The 20,623-nt window shown below is 70.0% G+C and carries 15 protein-coding genes; 10 read left to right on the top strand and 5 right to left on the bottom strand.

Annotated elements, in window-relative coordinates:
• Positions 1–127 precede the first annotated feature (127 nt).
• The 3 genes from HG543_RS20535 to HG543_RS20545 all read left to right on the top strand — a co-directional run bounded on the left by HG543_RS20535 (position 128) and on the right by HG543_RS20545 (position 4,286).
• Complete coding sequence (locus HG543_RS20535; RefSeq protein WP_169346510.1) at positions 128–2,206, top strand: sodium-translocating pyrophosphatase; 2,079 nt, start codon at positions 128–130, stop codon at positions 2,204–2,206.
• Between the two features lie 371 nt (positions 2,207–2,577).
• Positions 2,578–2,778, top strand: a complete 201-nt coding sequence (locus HG543_RS20540) for a hypothetical protein (protein WP_169346511.1) — start codon at positions 2,578–2,580, stop codon at positions 2,776–2,778.
• Between the two features lie 338 nt (positions 2,779–3,116).
• Entirely contained in the window at positions 3,117–4,286 is a 1,170-nt protein-coding gene (locus HG543_RS20545) for a glycosyltransferase 87 family protein (RefSeq protein ID WP_169346512.1), read from the top strand.
• Between the two features lie 7 nt (positions 4,287–4,293).
• On the opposite strand, the gene HG543_RS20550 is transcribed toward HG543_RS20545, so the two are convergent.
• Entirely contained in the window at positions 4,294–4,608 is a 315-nt protein-coding gene (locus HG543_RS20550; protein WP_169346513.1) for a YciI family protein, read from the bottom strand.
• A gap of 107 nt (positions 4,609–4,715) precedes the next feature.
• On the opposite strand from HG543_RS20550, the gene HG543_RS20555 reads away from it, so the two are divergent.
• From HG543_RS20555 to HG543_RS20565, 3 genes are all read left to right on the top strand, one after another.
• Positions 4,716–5,102 carry a hypothetical protein gene (locus tag HG543_RS20555; protein WP_169346514.1) on the top strand — a complete coding sequence of 129 codons (387 nt, stop codon included), beginning with the start codon at positions 4,716–4,718 and terminating at the stop codon, positions 5,100–5,102.
• A gap of 174 nt (positions 5,103–5,276) precedes the next feature.
• Positions 5,277–7,559 carry a TonB-dependent receptor domain-containing protein gene (locus tag HG543_RS20560; protein ID WP_169346515.1) on the top strand — a complete coding sequence of 761 codons (2,283 nt, stop codon included), beginning with the start codon at positions 5,277–5,279 and terminating at the stop codon, positions 7,557–7,559.
• 148 nt (positions 7,560–7,707) lie between these two features.
• Entirely contained in the window at positions 7,708–10,791 is a 3,084-nt protein-coding gene (locus tag HG543_RS20565; protein ID WP_169346516.1) for a serine/threonine-protein kinase, read from the top strand.
• 7 nt (positions 10,792–10,798) lie between these two features.
• Here the strand turns inward: HG543_RS20565 and HG543_RS20570 are convergent, their stop codons facing one another.
• From HG543_RS20570 to cml, 3 genes are all read right to left on the bottom strand, one after another.
• Positions 10,799–11,800, bottom strand: coding sequence for a metallophosphoesterase (locus HG543_RS20570; RefSeq protein WP_169346517.1), 1,002 nt, complete (start codon positions 11,798–11,800; stop codon positions 10,799–10,801).
• A gap of 125 nt (positions 11,801–11,925) precedes the next feature.
• Positions 11,926–13,530 carry a PKD domain-containing protein gene (locus HG543_RS20575; RefSeq protein ID WP_169346518.1) on the bottom strand — a complete coding sequence of 535 codons (1,605 nt, stop codon included), beginning with the start codon at positions 13,528–13,530 and terminating at the stop codon, positions 11,926–11,928.
• 347 nt (positions 13,531–13,877) lie between these two features.
• Positions 13,878–15,074, bottom strand: a complete 1,197-nt coding sequence (gene cml / locus HG543_RS20580; RefSeq protein WP_371876513.1) for a CmlA/FloR family chloramphenicol efflux MFS transporter — start codon at positions 15,072–15,074, stop codon at positions 13,878–13,880.
• 309 nt (positions 15,075–15,383) lie between these two features.
• Here cml and HG543_RS20585 point away from each other — a divergent pair, with 309 nt between their 5' ends.
• The gene (locus HG543_RS20585) at positions 15,384–16,625 is read left to right on the top strand and encodes an ankyrin repeat domain-containing protein (protein WP_169346520.1); all 1,242 of its coding nucleotides are present in this window, start codon (positions 15,384–15,386) and stop codon (positions 16,623–16,625) included.
• Positions 16,626–16,639: 14 nt separating this feature from the next.
• Here the strand turns inward: HG543_RS20585 and HG543_RS20590 are convergent, their stop codons facing one another.
• Positions 16,640–17,497, bottom strand: a complete 858-nt coding sequence (locus HG543_RS20590) for a hypothetical protein (protein ID WP_169346521.1) — start codon at positions 17,495–17,497, stop codon at positions 16,640–16,642.
• A 226-nt stretch (positions 17,498–17,723) separates the two neighbouring features.
• Between HG543_RS20590 and HG543_RS20595 the strand changes: the two genes are divergently transcribed.
• Genes HG543_RS20595 through HG543_RS20605 form a run of 3 tightly spaced genes read left to right on the top strand, consistent with a single transcriptional unit; the run spans position 17,724 to position 20,615 of the window.
• On the top strand, positions 17,724–18,992 hold the full coding sequence (locus tag HG543_RS20595; RefSeq protein WP_169346522.1) for a GTP cyclohydrolase II: 1,269 nt from the start codon (positions 17,724–17,726) through the stop codon (positions 18,990–18,992).
• 10 nt (positions 18,993–19,002) lie between these two features.
• Complete coding sequence (locus tag HG543_RS20600; RefSeq protein WP_246357180.1) at positions 19,003–19,845, top strand: creatininase family protein; 843 nt, start codon at positions 19,003–19,005, stop codon at positions 19,843–19,845.
• Between the two features lie 44 nt (positions 19,846–19,889).
• The gene (locus HG543_RS20605; RefSeq protein WP_343073403.1) at positions 19,890–20,615 is read left to right on the top strand and encodes a Coq4 family protein; all 726 of its coding nucleotides are present in this window, start codon (positions 19,890–19,892) and stop codon (positions 20,613–20,615) included.
• Positions 20,616–20,623: the final 8 nt, after the last annotated feature.

Here is a 20,623-nt window from a genome sequence, read left to right on the forward strand (position 1 = left end):
CCCCCTCCCCAGCAGGTTCCGAGGGGACTCCCAGCTTGCACGGAAATCCCATATAGCCCCTCCGGGCAATTGTGCGGCACACGAGCGACCCAGAGGGCTGGCCCCCGGGACTGCTCTGGAGGATTTGATGGAGTTGTCGAGTCTCGAGTCGAGTTTCTGGGCAGTCGCACCCGGCGTCATCGGCGCCGTGGGGCTGCTCTTCGCTGCGTTCTTCTACTTCCGCGTCAAGTCACTCCCCGAAGGTGACGCGACGATGAACCGCATCGCGGGCTACATCCGCGAAGGCGCGATGGCGTTCCTCGTCCGCGAGTACAAGGTGCTGGCGATCTACTGCGCCGCCATCGCGGTGCTCATCGGTCTGGCGCTGGGGTGGATTGCGAGCGCGAGCTTCGTGCTGGGCGCGTTCCTGTCGCTGCTCGCGGGCTACATCGGCATGAAGGCGGCGACCTTCGCGAACGTGCGCACCGCGCAGGCCGCGCGCACCGGCTCGAAGCCGAACGCGCTCCTGGTCGCCCTCGACGGCGGCGCCGTGATGGGCCTCGCCGTCGCCGGCCTGGGGCTGATCGGCATGGGCGGCGTCTACTACGCGTTCAAGGGAAGCGAGCACCTCTCCCCCATCCTCCACTCCTTCGCGGTGGGTGCCAGCTCCATCGCGCTCTTCGCGCGCGTGGGCGGCGGCATCTACACCAAGGCCGCCGACGTGGGCTCCGACATCGCCGGCAAGGTCATCGAGAACATCCCCGAGGACGACCCGCGCAACCCCGGCGTCATCGCCGACAACGTGGGCGACAACGTGGGTGACGTGGCCGGCATGGGCGCCGACATCTACGAGTCCATGGTGGCCGCCCTCGTCGCCGCGATGGCGATGGCGCTGACCGCCAATGCCACGGAGCTCTCCCGCCTCGTGGCGGACCCCTCGTCGACGGCGAACGCGAAGGTGGCGGGCGTGGTGCTCCCGCTCGTGCTGACCGCGGTGGGTCTGGTGGTGAGCGTGCTGAGCATCTTCATCGCGCGCGCCCTCAAGCACATGAACCCCGCGCAGGTGCTGCGCAGCGCCCTCATCATGCCCCCCGTCATCCTGGTGGGGCTGTCGTTCGTGATGATGCAGATGTTCGGCCTGTCCCAGGCCATCACGGTGGCGCTGGCCGCGGGTGCCTTCGGCGGCGCCATCATCGGCCTCGTCACGGACTACTACACCTCGGCCAAGCCGGTGCAGCGCATCGCGGAGGCCTCCATCACGGGCGCGGGCACCAACCTCATCCGCGGCCTCGCCGTGGGCATGGAGAGCGTGGGCATCTCGATGGCCACCATCGCCATCGTGGCCTACATCGCGGACCGGGCGCTCGGCCTGTACGGCATCGCGCTGTCCGCCGTGGGCATGCTGGGCGGCACGGCCGTCGTGATGACGGTGGACGCCTACGGCCCCATTTCCGACAACGCGGGCGGCATCTCCGAGATGTCGGGGCTGGGCCCCGAGGTGCGCGCCATCACCGACGAGCTGGACGCGGTGGGCAACACCACGGCGGCCATCGGCAAGGGCTTCGCCATCGGCTCGGCGACGCTCACCGTCATCGCGCTCTTCTCGGCGTTCAACCTCGAGGTCAACCACACGCGCGTCGCCGCCGGCCTGCCGGAGATGACCCTGCTGCTGACCGACCCGAACGTCATCGTGGGCCTGCTGCTGGGCTCCATCCTCCCGTTCCTGGTGGGCGCCTCGACCATGCTCGCCGTGGGCCGCGCGGCGGGTGCCATCGTCGAGGAGATTGGCCGCCAGTTCCGCGAGATTCCGGGCCTGATGGAGCTCAAGGCGGATCCGGACCCGAAGAAGATCGTCGACATCGCGACCAAGGGCGCGCTGCGCGAGATGATCTTCCCGGGCCTCATCGCCGTCGTCGCCCCGCCGCTGGTGGGCTACCTGCTGGGGCCGGGCGCGCTGGCGGGTCTGCTGGCTGGCTCGCTCGTCGTCGGCGCCACGATGGCCCTCTACATGGCCAACGCGGGTGGCGCGTGGGACAACGCCAAGAAGTTCATCGAGAAGGGCAAGCTGCCGGGCCACGCGAAGGGCTCGAGCGTCCACAAGGCCGCCGTCGTCGGCGACATGGTGGGCGACCCGTTCAAGGACACCTCGGGTCCTGGCGTCGCCATCCTCATCAAGGTCATGAGCGTCGTGTCGCTGCTCGTGGCCTCCCTCATCGCGACGCGGTAGTCATTGCACGCGGTGCGGTGCCTCGCCCCGAGGTGCCGCGCCGTGTGTGGTAGCTGGCATCCCGCGGCCCCCAGGGGCCGTGGGGTGCTTCGGAGCCCCGGCCGGACGCAGGCGCGGACGCGCGTCTCCCGGCAACGGCCAAGGCCGCTCATGTGGGGCACAGAACACCCAGTCAGGGATTGCAGGGCAGGCCCCCGGGGAGGCCGGCGAGCGCGTGTTACGCTCGTCCCTACTCCGCGACCGCCAACGCGCCAGTTTCAGGAGAAGGAGCATCGAGCATCGGCCCTCACGGGCCAGACGCGCGCGCTCGCACCCGCTCCCTCGGGTGTGAGGGAGGAATGCCACCGCTGTTCCTGACACAGAGGTGTCCCATGGTTCTGGAACTCTCCCAGCAGCAAATCAATCTCCTCCACGGTTGCCTGGCCGAAAGCATCGAGGAACTGCACGACGAGGTCCTCCACACCGACGGTCGCGAGATGCGCGGGGAGCTGAGAGAGAAGCTCCACCAATTGCAGGCCCTCCGGCGCCAGGTGGAGGCCATGCTGCAGCGGGAGCAGCAGCCGTCTCTCTGACGCGGGCCGCCCGGGCTTCATTCCGGCACGGCACACCTCGGCGGCCCTTCACGGCCCTTCGCGCCAGTCCGCTTCCTCCACGGGTCTCCCCTCTTCCTGACGCGCCGGGGGGCCTGGAGTCACGGACGCGGCTGGCGCATCGCATCGCGGTGCTGGAATGACACCGCCGGCTGGCGCACGGGCCCTGCCACATCCAGCGCGGACGCGGGGCTTGTGTCGAGCCCCTGGGCCGTGGCACGCCCTGGGCCGTGACCACCTCTGGCCTCGACAACTCAGCACTCCCCGCCCACGACCCGAACGCGCGTTGGTGGGCGAGTCCCGGCGTCGTGGTGTCGGCCGTGGTGTTCCTGGTCGCGTTGCACGCGTTGAACCCGAGCAACACGCAGGCGGACTGGCGTGTCTTCTATGACGCCGGGGCGCACGCGCTCGCGGGGGAAGCGCTGTACCGGCCAGAGGACCTCCCCTGGGTGTACAAGTATGCGCCCGTGACGGCGTATGTCTTCGCGCCGTTCGCCCTGTTGCCCCAGGGGGTGGCGCGCTGGGTGTGGGTGCTGCTCACCGCGGCCATGCTGGTGCGCGGCTATCTGCTGTGGGCCTCGCAGCTGTCGCGGCCCCTGCCCATGTGGGCGCACGTGCTGGTGCTGGCGCTGGGGGTGCCGTTCTTCAAGCACCTCTTCCGCTACGGCAACTGCGACTCGTTGCTCCTGTGGCTCGCGCTCGAGAGCGAGGCGTTGCGCACGAAGCGGCCGCTGGCCTCGGGGGCCGTGCTCGCGCTCGCGTGCGTGTTCAAGCCGCCGCTCGGGCTGCTCGGGCTCGTGGCGCTGCTGGCACGTGAGTGGAAGCGGGTGGTCGCCACGGGTGCCGCGGGGCTCGCGCTGCTGGCGCTCCCCGCGCTGCAGCTGGGACCGGCGCGCGCCTGGGGGGAATTGCAGGCGTGGCGCGCGATGCTCGCGAACTCGACGGGCCCGATGATTTGCGCCAACCAGAACCAGAGCGTCTTTGGCATGGCGTGCTGGGTGTTCTCGCCCGAGGAAGGCGCGCGCTACACGCTGCTGGCGGCGGGGTTTGGCGCCCTGCTCTTGGGCACGCTCGCCGTGCTGCTCGTGGCGCTGGCCAGGGTGGACCCCGCGGCGGCGCGGCGCGCGCTCACCGCGGTGGCGCTCTACTGCACGGCGGTGTTGTCGCCACTCGGGTGGCGCAACAACCTCGTGAGCCTCATGCCGCTGACGTACCTGCTGGTGGAGGCGGCGCTGCGACTGCGCTCGCGCGCGACGTGGGCCGCCGCGCTCTTCGCCCCCGCTGTGGCGACGCTCACGGGCCTGCTCGCCTACGAGGTGCTCGGCCGCGCGCGCTTCCAGGTGTTCCTCGAGCTGCGAGTGCTCGGGGTGTGCGCGGCGGTGACGGCCATCACCGCGATGGTGCTGCAGGTGCGCGCCGCGCGAGCGTCATCGCCGGAGGTCGCGCACTCGCGGCGGGACGTGGCGATGGACGCTCGCGGCGGTGGATGACGGTGGCTCAGGCGCCCGAGGGACGCGCCGGCCGGAAGGCGCTCGGGCCCATGGGGGTGATTTCGTAGCGCCCGATGACCTTGGCGGGGTCTCCCTCCAGCACGGGGCGCAGCGCGTCCACGGACTCCGCCTCGAACACGGCCATCCCGAAGACGCCCGAGGGGTCGAGCACCGGACCCGCCACGACGAGCGTGCCGGCCGCGAGCTGGCTCTGGAGGAACTCGCCATGCGCGCGCATCGTGGCCTGCTCGTCGGCGGTCATGGACATGGCGAAGTCGGGACGGTTCGGGATGAGGCGAACGAAGAAGAGGCTGGAGGGCATGGGACGTTCCTTGTACCCCAGTTCGCGAGGTGGCGACTCGCGTCACGTCGGGTGGGAGGCGTGACTCTGGAGTAACATGAGCACCCTTTCGCGAAGGGGGCGCGCGCGTGAGCATCTGGCGAGGGTTGTGGGCCTTGTGGCGCAGCAGGCCCTACGGTCGGAGGCTCGCGAACAAGGTCGCGGACACGCTGGGCCGGTGTCATGGCATCTGCTACGACCACATCGACTATTGCGGCGTAGGGCTCTTCAAGCGGGGAAAGAAGTTCATCTACGACCACGTGTACTACGGCGTCCCCGAGTTCGAGGAGAACGGCGCGCCGCAAGAGGGCATCGCCGTGTTCCAGGACCGCGAATCCTTCGTCGACTGGCTCTCCCGGCAGAGCGATGAGTCCCTCAGTGGGAGGGACCAGCCGGACCCCTTCTATTTCAACAACCAGCGCATCACGCGTGCGCGCCTGAAGGATGCGGTGGCCGGCTACATCCCCCGTGTCTGACGGACGTGCCAGCTCGCGCAGACCCCGCCTCTCTTCCTGTTCCCAGTCATCGGCCTTCCCGCCCACGCGCGGCGGGCTTGCGGGTTTCGTGCGGCAACCATGATGGAACGATGAGGAACGTGCCCCTCGCGCGGAGGCACGCTCGCGTCCCGTGGAAGGGATTCGAGCATGTGCGTGAAGGGGTGGCTGCGGGCCGTGGGTGTCCTCGCGGCGTGTCTGGCGCTCTCCGCGGCTGGAGCCGAGGCGCGTGGGGTCATCTTCGGGACGGTGAAGGAGGCCGGGACGGGAGCCACCGTGGCCGACGTCGTCATCACGGTGACCTCGCCGTTACTGCGAGGGGAGCTGACCGTGGTGACGGACGCCCAGGGAAGGTACCGGGTTCCCGACCTGCCTCCCGGGTCGTACACCGTGCGGTTCGAGAAGGAAATGTTCCGGCCCTATGCGCGAGCCGACGTGCCGTTGAAGGAGGGACACTCCACGAAGCTCGATGTGTCGCTGGTCGCGGAGTCCTTGGAGGACGGCATCCATGACCTCGCGTGCGGCCCGCCGACCATCGACATCGGCAGCACGACGACGGGACGCGACCTCGACCTCGAGTACATGCTCTACCGGGTGTTGGGCAGGAGCTCCGGCTCGCTCGACGCGGTGCGCACGGGCGAAGACCTCGCGCCGCTCGTCCCCGGAGTCCTGGACGTGGCGGGAGGCCTTTCCATCCACGGTGCTTCCGTCTTCGAGAACGAGTACCGGCTGGATGACCTGTCCGTCCGTGACGCGGTGCTGGGAGTCGATGCCCTCTCCCCGAGCACGGAGCTGATTCAGGCCCCGGAGCTGGCGACGGGGGGATACCCGGCGGAGTACGGCCGCGCCACGGGTGGGCAGCTGGAGGCGATGACACGGTCCGGCTCCAATGAAATGCATGGCTCCGTCTTCGCCTTCTGGACGCCGGGGCTGCTGGAGGGACGCCGCGCGAGCACGGGGCTCGGGAGTCAGGAGGCGCTCAGGCACCAGGGAGACTTCGGTGCCACCCTGGGCGGACCGTTGCTCGAGGACAAGCTCTGGTTCTTCGCGGGAGTCACTCCGGCGCTGAGCCGGGTGGCGCGGACGCGCCAGGTTCCGGACTCCGATGGGGGCCTTCCCCGGAGCTTCGACGATGCGCGCAGCCTCCAGGCCCTGGGGAAGCTGACGTACCTCATCAACATCGACCACCACGTGGCGCTGTCGCTCATCACCGCGCCTTCGTCGCAAGAGGGAGGAAGCACGGATGCGACGCGGACCTCGCTCCGCTACGACGGCGCCTTCAAGGACAAGAAGCTGCTGGTCAACGTCAACGCGGGCTGGCTGTCCCAGCAGGTGACGCCCCGGGCGGGTGAGGAGCGCACGGTGGACCGCTACCAGGTCCATGCCAGGGCCACGTGGTTGGCGTATTGGCCGGTCACGCACGTGATGGAGGCGGGCGTGGACTCGGAATGGCTCGTCCATGAGCGGCCCGGCGCGAAGACTCCCGGCCAGGTCTTCAGCGGCTACGTGCAGGACAGCGCGTTCTTCGGCAATCGCCTCACCTTGAATGTCGGTGCCCGCTACGACGTGCAGCGCATCGAGGAGGCGGGCCAGGACCCCATCACCCGCGCTCGGCTTTCGCCTCGCGTGGGCCTCATCGTCGACCCGTGGGGCAACGGCCGGATGAAGGTGTTCGCCCACTACGGGAAGTTCCAGGGACTGATTCCGTTGGGGCTCCTGGATGCTCCGGCTCCCACGGAGGACGTGACGGTGGACCCGGACCTGGAGCCCCTGTCCTCTCGCGAAGTCGTCGCGGGGCTCGAATACGAGGTCCTGAGAAACGTGGTGCTGGGCGCGACGTACACGCACCGGAGGCTGGAGAACGGGCTCGCGCTCGTGCCCCGGGCCGACGGGGGCGGTGTGGTGCTCGGCAATCCCGGCTCCGGGCTTGCTTCGGATTCTCCGCGCGCGGTGCGCAACCAGGATGCGGTGACGATGGAGCTGCGTATCCCCTACCGGAACCGCTGGGTGGGACAGGCGAGCTACACGTGGTCGAAGCTGACGGGCAACTACGTGAGCCCCTTCTCGGCATGGGACGGGCTCACGCCGAGACAGCGGCTGCCGCTGGACCGGCCCCATGTCCTTCGCATCCTCGGGGCCCGGCAGTTCGACCTCGACCGGCTCCGCAAGTGGCGGGCCGATGTGGGCGCTTCGTACCTGGGCGCGTCGGGCCTGCTGCTGGAGTCCGGAGAGCGCACGCCGTGGGTGCACTCGTTCGATGTCTACCTCGGCGCGCGGTACGCGGTGCGCAAGGAGCAGGACGTGGCGTTCCGGCTCGACGTGTTCAACGTCCTCAATGCGCAGGAGCCCGCACAGGTGGAGCAGCGCGACACGGCCCTCGAGCCCGTGCGCTACCAGGCACCGCGCCAGGTGCGCCTCGGCGTGCGGTACGAGTTCTGACTCGACCGGCAATAAATCCGGCCGAGCACGTACTTGAAGGTGCGGCGGCAAGGGGCCGTGGCACTTCAGGAGGAAAAGTTCAGCGAATGCGGCGAGGCTTGGAACTGCTCGTGGGCGTCGTGTCTACTCCTGATACACCTGCCACGGTATGACAGTGTGCCCGGACGAGACGACGCTGAGTGACCTGCTGGCGGGGGCGCTTCCGCGGGAGCAGCGAAGCGCCGTCATGGCGCACGTCGAGGGCTGTGCGAACTGCCAGCGTGCGTTGGCGGCGGCCCGTGACGACTCCGTCTTCTCCCAGTCGGACGTGTCCTCCTGGCCGGCCCCCACGCCCCTGGAGCGTGGTGCCACGCTGGCCCGCTACGTGGTGCTGGAGCGCATCGGCGCCGGAGCCATGGGCGTGGTGTACGCCGCCTATGACCCGGAGCTGGACCGCCAGGTGGCCCTCAAGGTGCTGCGTCCCGAGGGCCGGCAGGTGGAGGAGCTGCGGCTGCGGCTGGTGCTGGAGGCCCAGGCCCTGGCGCGCCTGTCCCACGCCAACGTCGTCTCCGTCTTCGACGTGGGCACGCATGGCGACTGCGTCTTCCTGGCCATGGAGCTGGTGGAGGGCGTCACGCTGGCGGAGTGGCTGAAGACGCCGCGCACGTGGCAGGAGGTGCTGCGCGTCTGCACCGACGCCGGGAGGGGGCTCGCGGCGGCGCACGCGGCGGGCCTCGTGCACCGCGACTTCAAGCCCGCCAACGTCCTCGTCGGCAGGGACGGACGCGCGCGCGTGACGGACTTCGGCATGGCGCGGCCCCTCAACCGGGAGCCGGGCGCCACGCCTCGAAGGGTGCCGGACCCGCTCACGTCCTCCAAGGCCAGCCCGCCCCTCACGCGAACCGGGGCGCTGCTGGGCACGCCCGCGTACATGGCTCCGGAGCTGCTCACCGGGCAGAGGGCGGACGCGCTGTCGGACCAGTTCAGCTTCTGCGTCGCGTTGCACGAAGCCCTCTACGGCGTGCGCCCCTTCGAGGGCGGCAGCCTGGAGGAGCTGGCCCGCGCCGCGCTGGAGGGCCGCGTGCGTCCGGCGGCCCCTGGCACGAAGGTGCCCGCCTGGGTGCGGCGCGCGGTGCTGCGCGGACTGAGGCCACGTCCCGAGGAGCGCTACCCTTCCATGGAGCCGCTGCTGGCGGCGTTGGTGCCTCCGCCCCGGCGTGTGTGGGCGCGGGTGGCGGCGCTGGCCGGTGCGGCGAGCCTGCTGGGCGCCGCGGCGGTCTGGCACCTGGCGCACCGGACCGAGGCGCGCTGCGCTCGGGAAACGGAGAAGCTCGAGGGGGTGTGGGGGCGCGAGCGGCGGGAGCAGGTGCGCGCGGCCTTCCTCGCCACGGGCGTGCCGGCCGCGGCCGAGGCCTGGGACAAGGTGGCCGGGATGCTGGACGCGCACGCCTCGCAGTGGCGCACGCTGCGCACCGAGGCCTGTGTCATGTCCCACGAGCAGCCCGAGAGCAACGCGTGGCAGACGGCCGCCTGTCTCGACGCCCGGCTGTGGCAGCTCTCCGCCGTCACGGACGTGCTGAAGAAGGCGGATGCGCGGACGGTGCGCAACGCGGGGCGGCTCACGTCATCGCTCGAGGGGCTGGGGTCCTGCCGGGATGCTCCGGAGCTGTCCACCCGCCCGCAGCCGCCGGACGCGCTCCGTCCCCGCGTGGACGCGGCCCGGCGCATCCTGGCGGACACCCGGGCCATGCGCCTGGGGGGGCGGATCGCCGACGGACTCCGGCTGACCTCCTCCCTTCTGAAGGACATCCAGGACCTGGACTACAAACCGCTCGAAGCGGAGGCGCTGCTCGCCCACGGCGAGCTCCAGGCGGAGAACGGCAAGCCGAAGGAGGCGGAGGACACCCTCTACAAGGCCATCTTCGTCGCCGAAGCCGCGCGCGACGACGAGACGGTGGCGCGCGCGTGGAACTACCTCCTCTTCGTGGTGGGCGTGCGGCTGGCGCGCAGCGCGGACGTGGAACGCATCGTCCAGCACGCCCAGGCCGCCGTGGACCGCCTGGGGCGCGAGCGCTTCCCGGAGATCGCCGCGGTCCTGCACCTGCGGCTGACGGCGGTGCTGCTGGAGCAGGGGAAGTACGTCGAGGCGGAGGCGGAAATCACGCGGGGGCTGGAGATTGCGCGCAGGGTCTACGCGCCGGACAGCCTGCAGATGTCCCACTTCCTCTCCGTGCTCAGCAAGGCCCGCTACCGCCTGCGGAAGTACCCGGAGGCGATGGAGCTGCAGCTCCAGACGCTCGCGCTGCGCGAGAACCAACTGGGAAAGGGCCACCCGGACCTCATCTCCGACCTCAACAACCTCGCCGCCATCTATGAATTCATGGGCAGGGCGGACGAGGCCATCGCCATCCAGCGCCGGGCCATCGCCATCCACGAGGCTTCCGGATTCCCGGAGTACACACTCTCGCCCCTGCTCTGCAACCTGGCCATGCAGCTGCGGGCCCTGGGCCGGATTGAAGAGGCGACGGCGCTCCAGAAGCGGGCGCTCGACCTCGCCGAGCAGGCGCAAGGCCCGGACCACCCCCAGTCGGCCCATGCGCTGACGGGCCTGGCGCTGCTCCTCGGCGACGCGGACCGCGTCGAGGACGCCCTCGGGCGCTACCGCGAGGCCCTGGCCCGCTTCGAGCGCACCCTGGGGGCGGACTCGCCGCGCATCGGGGTGGTGCTGTGGTACCGCTCCACGACCTATCTACGGATGGGACGCTTCGAGGACGCGCGGCGCGACCTCCTCCGGTTGCAGGCCCTCGCGGAGAAGACCGAGGGCGCCGACAGCGGCCTGGTGGGGGATGCGCTCTGGCGGCTGGGGACGGTGGACCTGCGCACGGGCGCGCCACGGCAGGCGCTCGCGCGCTGCCAGCGTGCCCTGGAGCTGCACCAGCGCATCCAGGGCCTGGGCACGGTGGCGACCGCCAAGGCCGAGGGCTGCATCGCCGAGGCCTGGCTCCTGCTGGGCGAGCCGGACAAGGCCCTGCCGCTTGCCGAGCGCGTCCGCGCCCGCCTGGGCACCTCCTCCTTCGAGGGCATGGAGACGGCGTGGCACACCTTCGTCCTCGCCAGGACGCTCCGGGCGCTGAAGCCTCCGGACCCTGCCCGCTCGGCCGCCATGGCCGAGGAGGCCCGGAGCCGCTTCCAGGCGCTGGGCCTCATGGCCCGTCCGGAGCTGGAGGCCGTCATGGCGTGGCAGCGGCGCTGAGAGGCCGTCAGCGGGGCTTCGCCCCACGCGAGGCGGGCCGCGGCGCCGCGGCGGGCTCGGGAGACTGGACGGAGACGCTCGGCGCGCGGGCCTTCGGGATGAGCAGGGGCACGCGGCCCTCGGGATACAGGGCCGTGAGCTTGTCGCCCCGAAGCTCCAGCGCCGCCAGGTGGCGGCCGTACCCGGTGCTCAGGCCCGTGTCGATGAACAGCACCCTCCCCCCGAAGCGCATGCGGATGCGGCCGTCCTGCGTCGTCGTGTGCCCCATCACCATCCGCTTCGCGCCCAGCTGGCCCAGCACCTTCGTGAGCCCCGCGTCCCACGTCGCTTCGTCATCCAGCGCGTAGCCTCGGAACCACAGCGGTCCGTTCCGGGCCGAGGCCCCTCCGGGAGGCTGGCCCGGCGTCACGTCCTGTAGCACCCAGCGGTTGAGCTCCTCCAGCGTCGTCACCGGCAGGTCCGGGGCAATGCCCCCGTGCACGAAGAGCGTGTCGTTGATGCGCACGACGGCGGCGTGCGTGCGAAGCCAGCGGCCATAGCGTCCCTCGGGCCCATGTGCCGCCTGATGTCCCCGCGCTCCCTTGGGCGTGCCCGGCGCGTCCGGCGTGGGACTCTGGTCCGCGAACGAGGCCAGCTCGCCCGGGCTGACGTAGCGCAGGTCCCCCACCAGGTTCATCACCTCGTGATTTCCCAGCAGGGCGTGGACCCGGCCCCCTGCCTTGCGCGCCTCGACCTCCAGGCGCATGAGCAGCTCGTAGGCCTCGCGCGTCTGCTCACCCCGGTCCGGGATGTCTCCCGTCTGCACCAGGTGCGTCTTGCCGCCCACCCAGCGGTCCTGGGCGTCCAGGAGCCCGGCCATCTTCAGCACGTCGCGCAGCGCTCCCACGTCGCCGTGGACATCTCCCACCGCGACGACGCGCTCCACGCCCTGGAAGGAATACGGCTCCGCGCGAGGCGTGGCGGCCAGGAGGACGGGACACAGCAGGAGGCAGAGCAAGGCAGGACGCACGAGAGGTTCCCCGGCACAAGGCGGTCGCGGCGGAGTCTAATGCACACCGCCCCGTGGGCCCCACCGTGCGCGAAGTCACGGGACGGGAGCCCACGGGATTCACCGAGCGCGAAGTGCCTCGGGGCTCAGCGCACCTCGAACTCGTAGATGCGCATCCCCGGGCTGTAGTCCTGGGTCGGGTACGTCACGTGGAGCCTGACGTAGCGCGCCGACGTGGGGCTGATGGAGTGGAGCGAGGTATTGGCGGTGTTGTTGGTCACCGTCACCGCGGTGCTCCAGCTGGTGCCGTTGGTGGAGGTCTGGATGGTGAAGGCCTGGGTGTTCCAGGTGGTCGTCTCGCCGCCCGCGCCGGCATGCTTGACGACGAAGCTGCTGACCGTCTGCAGCGAGCCGAGATCGACATCCAGCCAGGCCGGAGAGGTCAACGAGCAGAACTTGTCGCTGTTGCCGCCGGAGACGCTGCCGTTGACCGCCTTGGCCGGCGCTTCGTTGCTGTTGCAGGCGGTGGAGCCGGTCGCCGGCTTGTTGAGCGCCAGGTTGATGTTGCCGGCACCCACCGAGACGACCTCGGTCCGGGTGTGGCTGGCGCCGCCGTTGTCCGTCACCGTCAGGCTGACGTTGTAGTTGCCGGCGCTGGCGTAGGTCCGGCTGGGGTTGGTGGCGGTCGAGCCGCTGCCGTCACCGAAGCTCCAGCTGCGCGAGGTGATGCTGCCGTCGCTGTCGGTGGAGGAGTCGGAGAAGGTCGCGGTCAGTCCGCTCACGTTGACGCCGAACCTGGCCACCGGCGGGGTGTTCCCGCTGACCGCGGTGTTGATGGCCGCCGCGTACTGGGCGGTCGTGCCCTGGGACCAGCACCTCTGGATGTCGTCGTACAGCCACATGAAGCCGCCGGAGATGCCGGCGGTGCTCTTCCAGTTGGTCATCTTGTTCTGCACGGTGGCCGGACTGTCGCCGCTGCCGCAGTTGGTGCCGTGGCGTGACCACAGGCCCGGGTCGACCGTCATTCCCATCGCGGTGTTCCAGCTCGCCGGATTGTTGCCGGCGCCTCCGTCGTACACCTGGAGGTAGATGGTATCGACCGCGCTGCCGAGGTTGTTCTTGAGGTTCCTCCAGAAGGTCTGATTGGTGTAGGGCGCGAAGGTGATCTTGTAACCCTGGCCAATCAGCATCTGCCCGAACTGGGTGGTCGGGGCGAGGTCGTAGGCGCTCTCGTCGTCGAAGTTGACCGCGTCCGCGCCGGTGGCGGCCTTCAGCGCCTGGAAGTTGCGGTACAGGATGCTGTTGGTGCCGGTGCCGCAGACGATGGTGCTGCCGCAGCCGGCGGCGGTGCCGTTGACCAGCCGGGCCATGCGCTCGAAATCGGGAACGCTCCAGGCGCCAATCGACACCTCGATGCGATTGACCGAGGTCGGCGCCGTCTTGAGCGTGGCCAGCCGCGTCGGCCAGGCCGGGTCACCGATGTAGGCGCCGTTCCTGACCACCGGGATGTCGTTGTAGACGAGGTCGCCGTTGTCCTCGATGTGGAAGCTCCACAGGATGACGGTGGTGAAGCCGGAGGCGCGCAGGTCGTTCATCACCGCGGTGCCGCCGGAATAGAACGGGCCTCCGCCGTAGACGGCCGAGTCGGCCTGGGCCGCCGGCGAGATGGCGGCCAGGGCGAGGGCGGCGAGCGCCGGCCAGGCTCGGCGGGCGGGATGGATGCGGGACGAGAGTTGCTTCGAGCTCGGCATGGTGCGACCCCTTGCAAGGTACGTCGTGGACGCGATGGCATCGATGTGCGCCGGACGCGCCGCGGAGCTGCCCGCGGCGCGCTCGCGCACTCCCTGTCGCCTGCCTCGGCGACGTGCTGACATTGCGAGCATCGAAATCCGAGTGTCAATGTTTGAATCCGTTTAAGCTGGAAAGGAATGTTTTGCCTGACTCCGAACGAAGTCTTGCCGACTGACCCGGAATGCAATGCAAGTGTGTTTGTCCGAGGTCAGAAGAAAACCTCGGACAAAGGAAGCGGCAGCGTATGGAGATGCCAATGGCAGCCAGCGGGGCTGCGTGGCCGCCATTGTCACCATTCCGTGACCTGTCAGGCGCGCTGACGGCGTCGGAGTTGCCGCAGGGCGGTCAACGTCACCAGCGCCATGAGCGAGGCGTAGCCCACCAGCGGCCACGCGGTGTCGCCGTCGAGGAGGACGACCATCAGCGTGCCCAGGACGCCGACGATGAGGCTCTGGATGCAGAAGTAGAGCGCGACCGCCGTTCCCGCCACGGTGCCGAAGGCCTGAAGTGCGCCATTGGCTGTGACGGAGGCGGCGAACACGATGCCGGCCGCGATGACCCACATCGGCACGACGAACGTCCAGAAGGACGGGGCCGCGAGGAGCTGCCCCGCTGTCAGCAACGCCGCGCCCAGCAACAACAGGAGCATGCCCCGGGTGAGGCTCCCCGCGAGCCCCCAGCTGGTGACGAAGCGCTTCGCGAAGCGTGTCGTCAGAATCATCGCGAGCGCGGCGGTGGCGAAGGCGAGGCTGAACCCCAGCTCCGAGAAGCCGGCCTGTCCGATGAGGACCCGGGGCGCCGTGGAGAAGAACACGAAGAAGGCGCCCATGGCCGCGCTGAAGCCCAGGGTGTACGTCCAGAACGCGGCGCTGCGCAGGATGGGCCGGAACGCCACCCCGCGGTGAGGTCCGCCGGACGGGCGCGTTTCATGCCACCGTGGCAGGGCATTCAGCAGCGCCGCCGTCGCCAGGATGCCGAGCGTGAGGAAGATGGCTCGCCATCCGAAGTGTCTCGCGAGGAGGGCTCCCGCGATGGGACCGAGCGCGGGAACGAAGGCCAGCATGGCGCTGAACAGACTGTAGATGACCGCGCTCTCGGGCCGCTCCGCATAGACATCACGGACGGTCGCGAACGTGGCGACGAGGGCCGCGGATGCCCCCATGGCCTGTAGGAGCCGGAGGCCGACGAACATCGCGGCATCGGAGGTGCCCGCGAGCAGGAACGAGGCGGCCGCGAACAACAGCGAGCCTCCCAGCAAGACCCGGCGCCGGCCGATGCGGTCCGAAACCGGGCCGAACACCATCTGCCCGAGCCCGAGCACCGCCATGTACAGGCTCAGCGTGAGCTGGATGAGGGTGGGAGACGTGTTGAGGATTCCGGGCATGGCCGGAACCACGGGGAGGTAGATGTCCATGGCCAGCGAGGCCAGGAGGTCGAAGGGAGCCATCAGCAACAGCGCTGCTGGCACGGAGTGATTCCACGACAGGGTTTTCGAGTCAGGCACGATTTCATCCGCACAAATGAGGAACATCTGGCGGCGCTCTGCCTCTCCACGGGTACTGGGATGAGCTGGGGCAGATGGCCGCGGCAACGGTGGACGTGTCGCCGCGGCTCACTCATCTGCGGATGCGGTGCTTCCCATCGGGCTGGCTCCTCCGTGGTCGGACAGGACGAAGACGCCGGGCCTTTCATGACATGGGGTCGTGCCCTGCCCTGCCACGGTAGCGTGTGCCCGGCTCGACTGCCACTCTTGTAGTGTGATTACTGCCGTTGCCCATATGCTCCAGGGGGCACGGACTTCCGGGAGCATTCCATGTCAGACGAGAAGGCGTCGAAGCTGAACGCGGACCTGGTCGCCGCCATCGAAGATACGGACGCAGAGGCGGTGGCGAAGCTGCTGGCCGCCGGCGCCAATCCCAACTCCCGTAGCAGTGACGATGCGCCCGTGCTGCTGCTGGCGGCCGCCCAAAAGCAACTCGAGCTCGTGCGGTTGCTGCTGGGCGCGGGCGCGGAGGTGGATGCGGTCGACGCGCTCGGGATGTCACCGCTGATGTATGCCGTCCTGTCCGGGAAGTTCGAGGTGGCGGAGCGGCTGATTGCCGGCGGCGCCAACGTCAATCATCAGTGCGATGACGACCTGGGCAACACCTTGCTGACGCTGGCGCTGGACAAGAACGAGCTCCCGGGCGAGCCCTCCGCGGCCATGGTGGAGCTGCTCCTCCGCGCGGGAGCGAATCCGAACACCCCCAACGCGGCCGGTTGGCCCCCGCTCCACCGAGCCGCCAGCTTTCCGGACCTCTCCATCATCGAGCTGCTGCTCGCGGCCGGAGCGGACGTGAAGACCCCGAGGTCGAGCGGGTATCACGCCATCGACACCGCGCAGGCGCATGGCCAGCACGCGGTGGTGAAGCGCCTGCTCGCGGCAGGAAGTCCCTCGCTGGAGGAGACGGCGACCGCGCGGATGACGGAGGTCTGGACGCGCATCGAGGCGTGGTACGCGGAGCACTGCGCGCCGTACGCCGAGGACTTGAGGAAGGCCCAGCGCGCGACACCACAGCAGCTCGCTGCCCTGGAGCAGGCCCTCGGGACCGGGTTGCCCCTGGACCTCCGTGCCTTCCTGCTGCGCTTCGGAGGTGGCGGCCCGAATCCGCCCGGAGACGCGGGCATCTTCGAATACTCCGGGATGACCGTGGACCGCATCCTGTCGGCGTGGAAGGGGTTGGCGGAGCTCCGGAAGCAAGGCGCCTTCGAGAAGGCCACGCCTCACGAGCTGCCCGAGTCGGACAAGTCCCTGGAGTGGACCTGGTGGCACCCTGGCTGGGTTCCCTTCGCCAGCGACAGCGGAGGCAACCTGTACTGCGTGGACCTGGCCCCAGGCCCCGAGGGAACCCGCGGGCAGGTGTTCAAGTGGGAGAGCCACGACGGGCCCCTCCCGCCCATCCGGGAATCGCTGCAGGAGTTCTTCGAGTGGTACCTGGAACAGCTGGAGGAAGGGAGGTGCACCTTCGACGGTGGAACCCTGTTCCGAAACCGAGGCTCCGCGGGCTGGGCGTGAGCGCGACTCGCGGCTCAGCCCGGGTCGTTCACGAGCACCCATGCGTCCTCGGCGGGGACGTGGGTCTCGTGCGAGGGCGCCGACTCGCCGGGCTTGAGGTCGCGGGGGGAGACCTCCCAGACCGTCATCGTGAAGCCGGGCAGCCGCACGCGCCGCGCGGGCCCGTGGAGGGGAAGCTCGACTTCGTCCGCGCCTTCGGCCATGCGCGCCGCGACCTCGGCGGCGTCCTGGGCGATGTCGTCCGGGAGGAGCTGCTGCCGGCCCTTGTGCGCGTGGGCAAGCAGGAGCGCCGCCTCCGTGACCTCGCCGCCGCTCAGCGCGCGAAGCACGCGGTCCGCCCAGCGCACACGCCACAGGTCGGACCAGGTCTCCGGTGACAGCCAGCCCGGCGCTCCCGGGGCCGCGTCTTCTCGCACCGCGTCCCGCAGGCTGACCCAGGCCTTGAACGGGGCGGCGCCTCCCTCGCGGTGGACCCAGAGCGTGTCCGACTGCCGCGTGTAGCCGGCCAGCCAGTACGCCAGCCCATGGCTTTCGAGGAAGTGGCGCGTCTGCGCATCCAGGGACGTCAGCCTCGCGAGCTGGTCGAGGTCCAGGGCCTCGAGTTCGCGCGTGTTGGGCATGAACTCGGCGTTCTGCTCCGCCATCTCCCAGAGGTACACCTCGAACTCGGCGCGCTCTTCCTCGGGGAGCCGGAGGTCGGCCTGCCTCCGCAGCTCGGGCGGAATGGTGCGTGCATCGACCAGGGCCACGTCGGTCTTCCACTCCACCAGCGGATGCGTCTCGGGAAAGCCCGCGTCGGGGCCGAGGAGCACGTGCACCCTCTTCCCGAAGGACAGGCTGCTGGGAGAGCGCACGCCGATGATTCCCGGCACGGCGAGGCGGTTCTCGGCAAGACGGAAGGGACGGATGACGGGCTCCTCTCGAAAGGACTCCCGTCATTCTACGCGAGCGGCCGTCTGACACGGCAGAGGTGTCTTGACGTGTCAGTCCGTGGTCATTGACATGATGGACCGGGGCTCCCGTCCCGAGAGCGCCGGGCCTTCCCCTCGGGAGCGGCGTGATGGGCCGTTGGCATATCGGGTGCACCAGGGCGGAGCCATGCCCTCCCAGCCTGCCTCGTGGCCCCACTCGAATCCGCGTCAACACGCCACCCATGGCCTGCTGCTCCGGCTCGGCGAGCAGCGCCTGGAGACCCGTCACGGGGACTTCCAGGTCCACGTCTTCCAGAACCTCTCCACACGCACCTACGCGCTCGCGGTCTGCCGGGGGGACCTCCAGGCGCCTGAGCCGCTGCTCGCTCGCGTTCATTCGGCCTGCATCACGAGCGAGGCCTTCGGAGGCTGCGACTGTGATTGCGCCGAGCAGCTCGACCTGGCACTCGAGCGCATCGCCGGAGCGGGACGCGGCATCGTCTTCTACTTGATGCAGGAGGGCCGGGGCGCGGGCTATGCCGCCAAGGCGCGCGACCGGATGCTCGTCCAGGCGAGCCGCCAGAGGCTCACGACCTTCGAGGCGTACCAGTCGCTGGGCCTGGAGTCGGACCATCGCCGCTACCACGAGGTGGGACTGGCGCTGCGGCTGCTCGGCGTGAGCGCGCCCCTCCGGCTGCTCACGAACAACCCGGAGAAGACCCGCGCGCTCCAGGAGCAGGGCCTCGTGGTCGAGGCCGCCGAGCGGGTCCAGCGCGAGGCGAGCGCTTTCAACGTCCATTACCTCTCGTCCAAGCGCCGCGTGGGCCATGCGCTCGCCAGTGGACTGCTGAAGCAGAAGGAGGCGGAGCTGCCGGAGCGGGTCTCCTCATTCGAGCCGGCGCCGCTCGAGACGGCCCCGTACCTGCTGCGGATGGCGTCCTATCTCCTCCCCATCCGCGTGGGCCCCGAGAGCGCGCTCGCGTGGTTCCGGGCCCACGTCTACTTCGATCTCCTGGCGGGCCGCGAGCGCGTCGTGCTCACGTATGGCCAGAGCGGAGAGGGGCTGCGGCGGGTGCCACTCGTGCGCATCCAGCGGGAGTCGCTGCTGGAGCGCTTTCCGCTCCGCCATGGCCTCTACAAACCCCAATGGAAGCGGACGGTCGCGGAGATGGTCCGGCATGGGCATGGCGTCGTCGTGTTCCCGTCCGCCGATGGCGACGAGGCGATGCTGGTGGCCTCGACCCTCGGTCCACAGGTGCGGCCCGAACAGCGGGCGGCTTCCCGCTTCACCGACGAGGCACTCTTCGTGCTCCTCGCGCATCATGTCCCGGGCAGGGCGGTCACTCCCGCCTTCACCAGCCTCGACGAGGACGGCGCGCGCAGGGTCATGAACGACGCCCTGGCGCGGCACGGCTTCTCGCTCACTTCTCCGAGCGTCTTCAAGATCGCGTCCTGAAGAGGCCCCGATGTCCGAACCGATGAAGAGACCCGACGAGCGGCGTCTGGAGCGGCTCACCTGGCCCGAACTGGAGCGGCTCCTCGCGAGCGGCGTGCGGACGGCCGTCCTTCCCCTCGGGGCCATGGAGCAGCATGGCGCGCACCTGCCGTTCGCGACCGATACCTGGATTGCCGACGCGCTCGCGGAACGCTTCTGCGCCCGGGTCCCCGAGGCCATCGCCTGCCCTGCCCTGCCCCTGGGCTGCTCGGTGGAGCACATGGCCTTTCCGGGCACGCTCAGCTTGAGCACCGCCACGTTGCGCGCCGTCCTTCTGGACGTGCTCGCCTCCTGCCGGAGACACGGGTTCGAGCGGGTGTTCCTGTTCACGGGCCACGGAGGCAATTACGCCCCCCTGGCGGAGTGCGTGGATGCGCTGCGAGCCGCGAGCGCCCCCATGGAGCTCATCGTCTTCACGGAGTCCGCCCGGCTCACGCGTGTCCTCCAGGAGGCGAGCGGGGCGCACGGGGTGGGCCCGGAGTGCTCGGGACACCATGCCGGCGAGTTCGAGACCTCCATCATCCGCGGCCTGCGGCCCGACGCCGTACGCCTGGACCGGCTGGAGCCGGGCTTCATGGGGCCGAAGCCCCGGTCCGGCTCGCTCTTCTATCCGAGCCTCCGCGACAACGCCCCGAACGGCACCGTGGGCGATCCCCGGCCGTCGGCTCCGGAGCGCGCGGAGCACTACCTGGAGGCCTGGGTCCGCGTGCTCGTCGACGCGTACCGCGCGGCGACGGGCCAGCCAGGGAGCCGAGGGGGCGAGGAGCCGGGCGGTGCGCGCGCGGGGAGCGGGGCAGGCGGAACGGGGGTTTGAGGGCCTCCCCCCGGAAATCATAACCTGGAGCCTTGGAGACCCTGGTGACCGCGCCATCCCTCAACGAAATTGCCCGCGACCTGGTGAGCCGACGCGCGACGCTGGGAGAGACCCTCCCTGTCCTCTCGCGGGCCGAGTTCCTCGCGGCCAGCGATGCCGCCCTGCTCGCGGTGCCGGGGTTCCGGCAGCTCCATGCCGAGCGGTGGGACCCTGCCCTCCCGGTGCCGGAGGACCTCACCGCGTTGCCGGAAGGCACTCTCGGGAGCTGCTACGCGCGCTACATGGAGCACTACCGGCTGTCCCCCGACTTCTTCCCCATCCGGTCCCGGCTCGGCCCCGACGCGACGCCCACCCAGTACGCCGTCCACCGGCTCAACAAGTGCCACGACTTCTTCCACGTGCTGGGGTCCTACGAGACGTCGGACTCGGACGAGGTCGCGGTCCAGTCGTTCGTGTTCGGACTTGCGCCCGCGGCGCTCGCCCTCTTCCTGGCGGAGGCGGCGGTGCATCCGGACATCGCCCAGGCGCGGTACAAGCACCTGCGCGACATCTACTCGGGACACATCCAGGCCCAGGACTTCGAGCGGGGTGTCGCCGCCATGTCCATGCTGGGCGCGCGTTTCGAGTCCCTGCTGGAGGAGCCCCTGCAGGTCCTGCGGCGGCGGCTTGGCATCTCCGAGCGGGGGTCCTCTCTCCTGGGACACCGGGGCGAGAACTCCTGCGCGGGCTTCACCTCCCTCCCCTTCTTCACGGTCGCGAAGGCGGCGTGAGCCCGCCG

This window comes from Pyxidicoccus fallax (genome assembly GCF_012933655.1).
In the GTDB taxonomy this organism is placed as follows: domain Bacteria; phylum Myxococcota; class Myxococcia; order Myxococcales; family Myxococcaceae; genus Myxococcus; species Myxococcus fallax.

Coding starts and splice junctions, on each gene's coding strand:
- HG543_RS20535 (WP_169346510.1), top strand. CDS start 128: ATGGAGTTGTCGAGTCTCGAGTCGAGTTTCTGGGCAGTCGCACCCGGC.
- HG543_RS20585 (WP_169346520.1), top strand. CDS start 15,384: ATGTCAGACGAGAAGGCGTCGAAGCTGAACGCGGACCTGGTCGCCGCC.
- HG543_RS20600 (WP_246357180.1), top strand. CDS start 19,003: ATGTCCGAACCGATGAAGAGACCCGACGAGCGGCGTCTGGAGCGGCTC.
- HG543_RS20550 (WP_169346513.1), bottom strand. CDS start 4,608: ATGCCCTCCAGCCTCTTCTTCGTTCGCCTCATCCCGAACCGTCCCGAC.
- HG543_RS20575 (WP_169346518.1), bottom strand. CDS start 13,530: ATGCCGAGCTCGAAGCAACTCTCGTCCCGCATCCATCCCGCCCGCCGA.
- HG543_RS20565 (WP_169346516.1), top strand. CDS start 7,708: ATGACAGTGTGCCCGGACGAGACGACGCTGAGTGACCTGCTGGCGGGG.
- HG543_RS20595 (WP_169346522.1), top strand. CDS start 17,724: ATGCCCTCCCAGCCTGCCTCGTGGCCCCACTCGAATCCGCGTCAACAC.
- HG543_RS20540 (WP_169346511.1), top strand. CDS start 2,578: ATGGTTCTGGAACTCTCCCAGCAGCAAATCAATCTCCTCCACGGTTGC.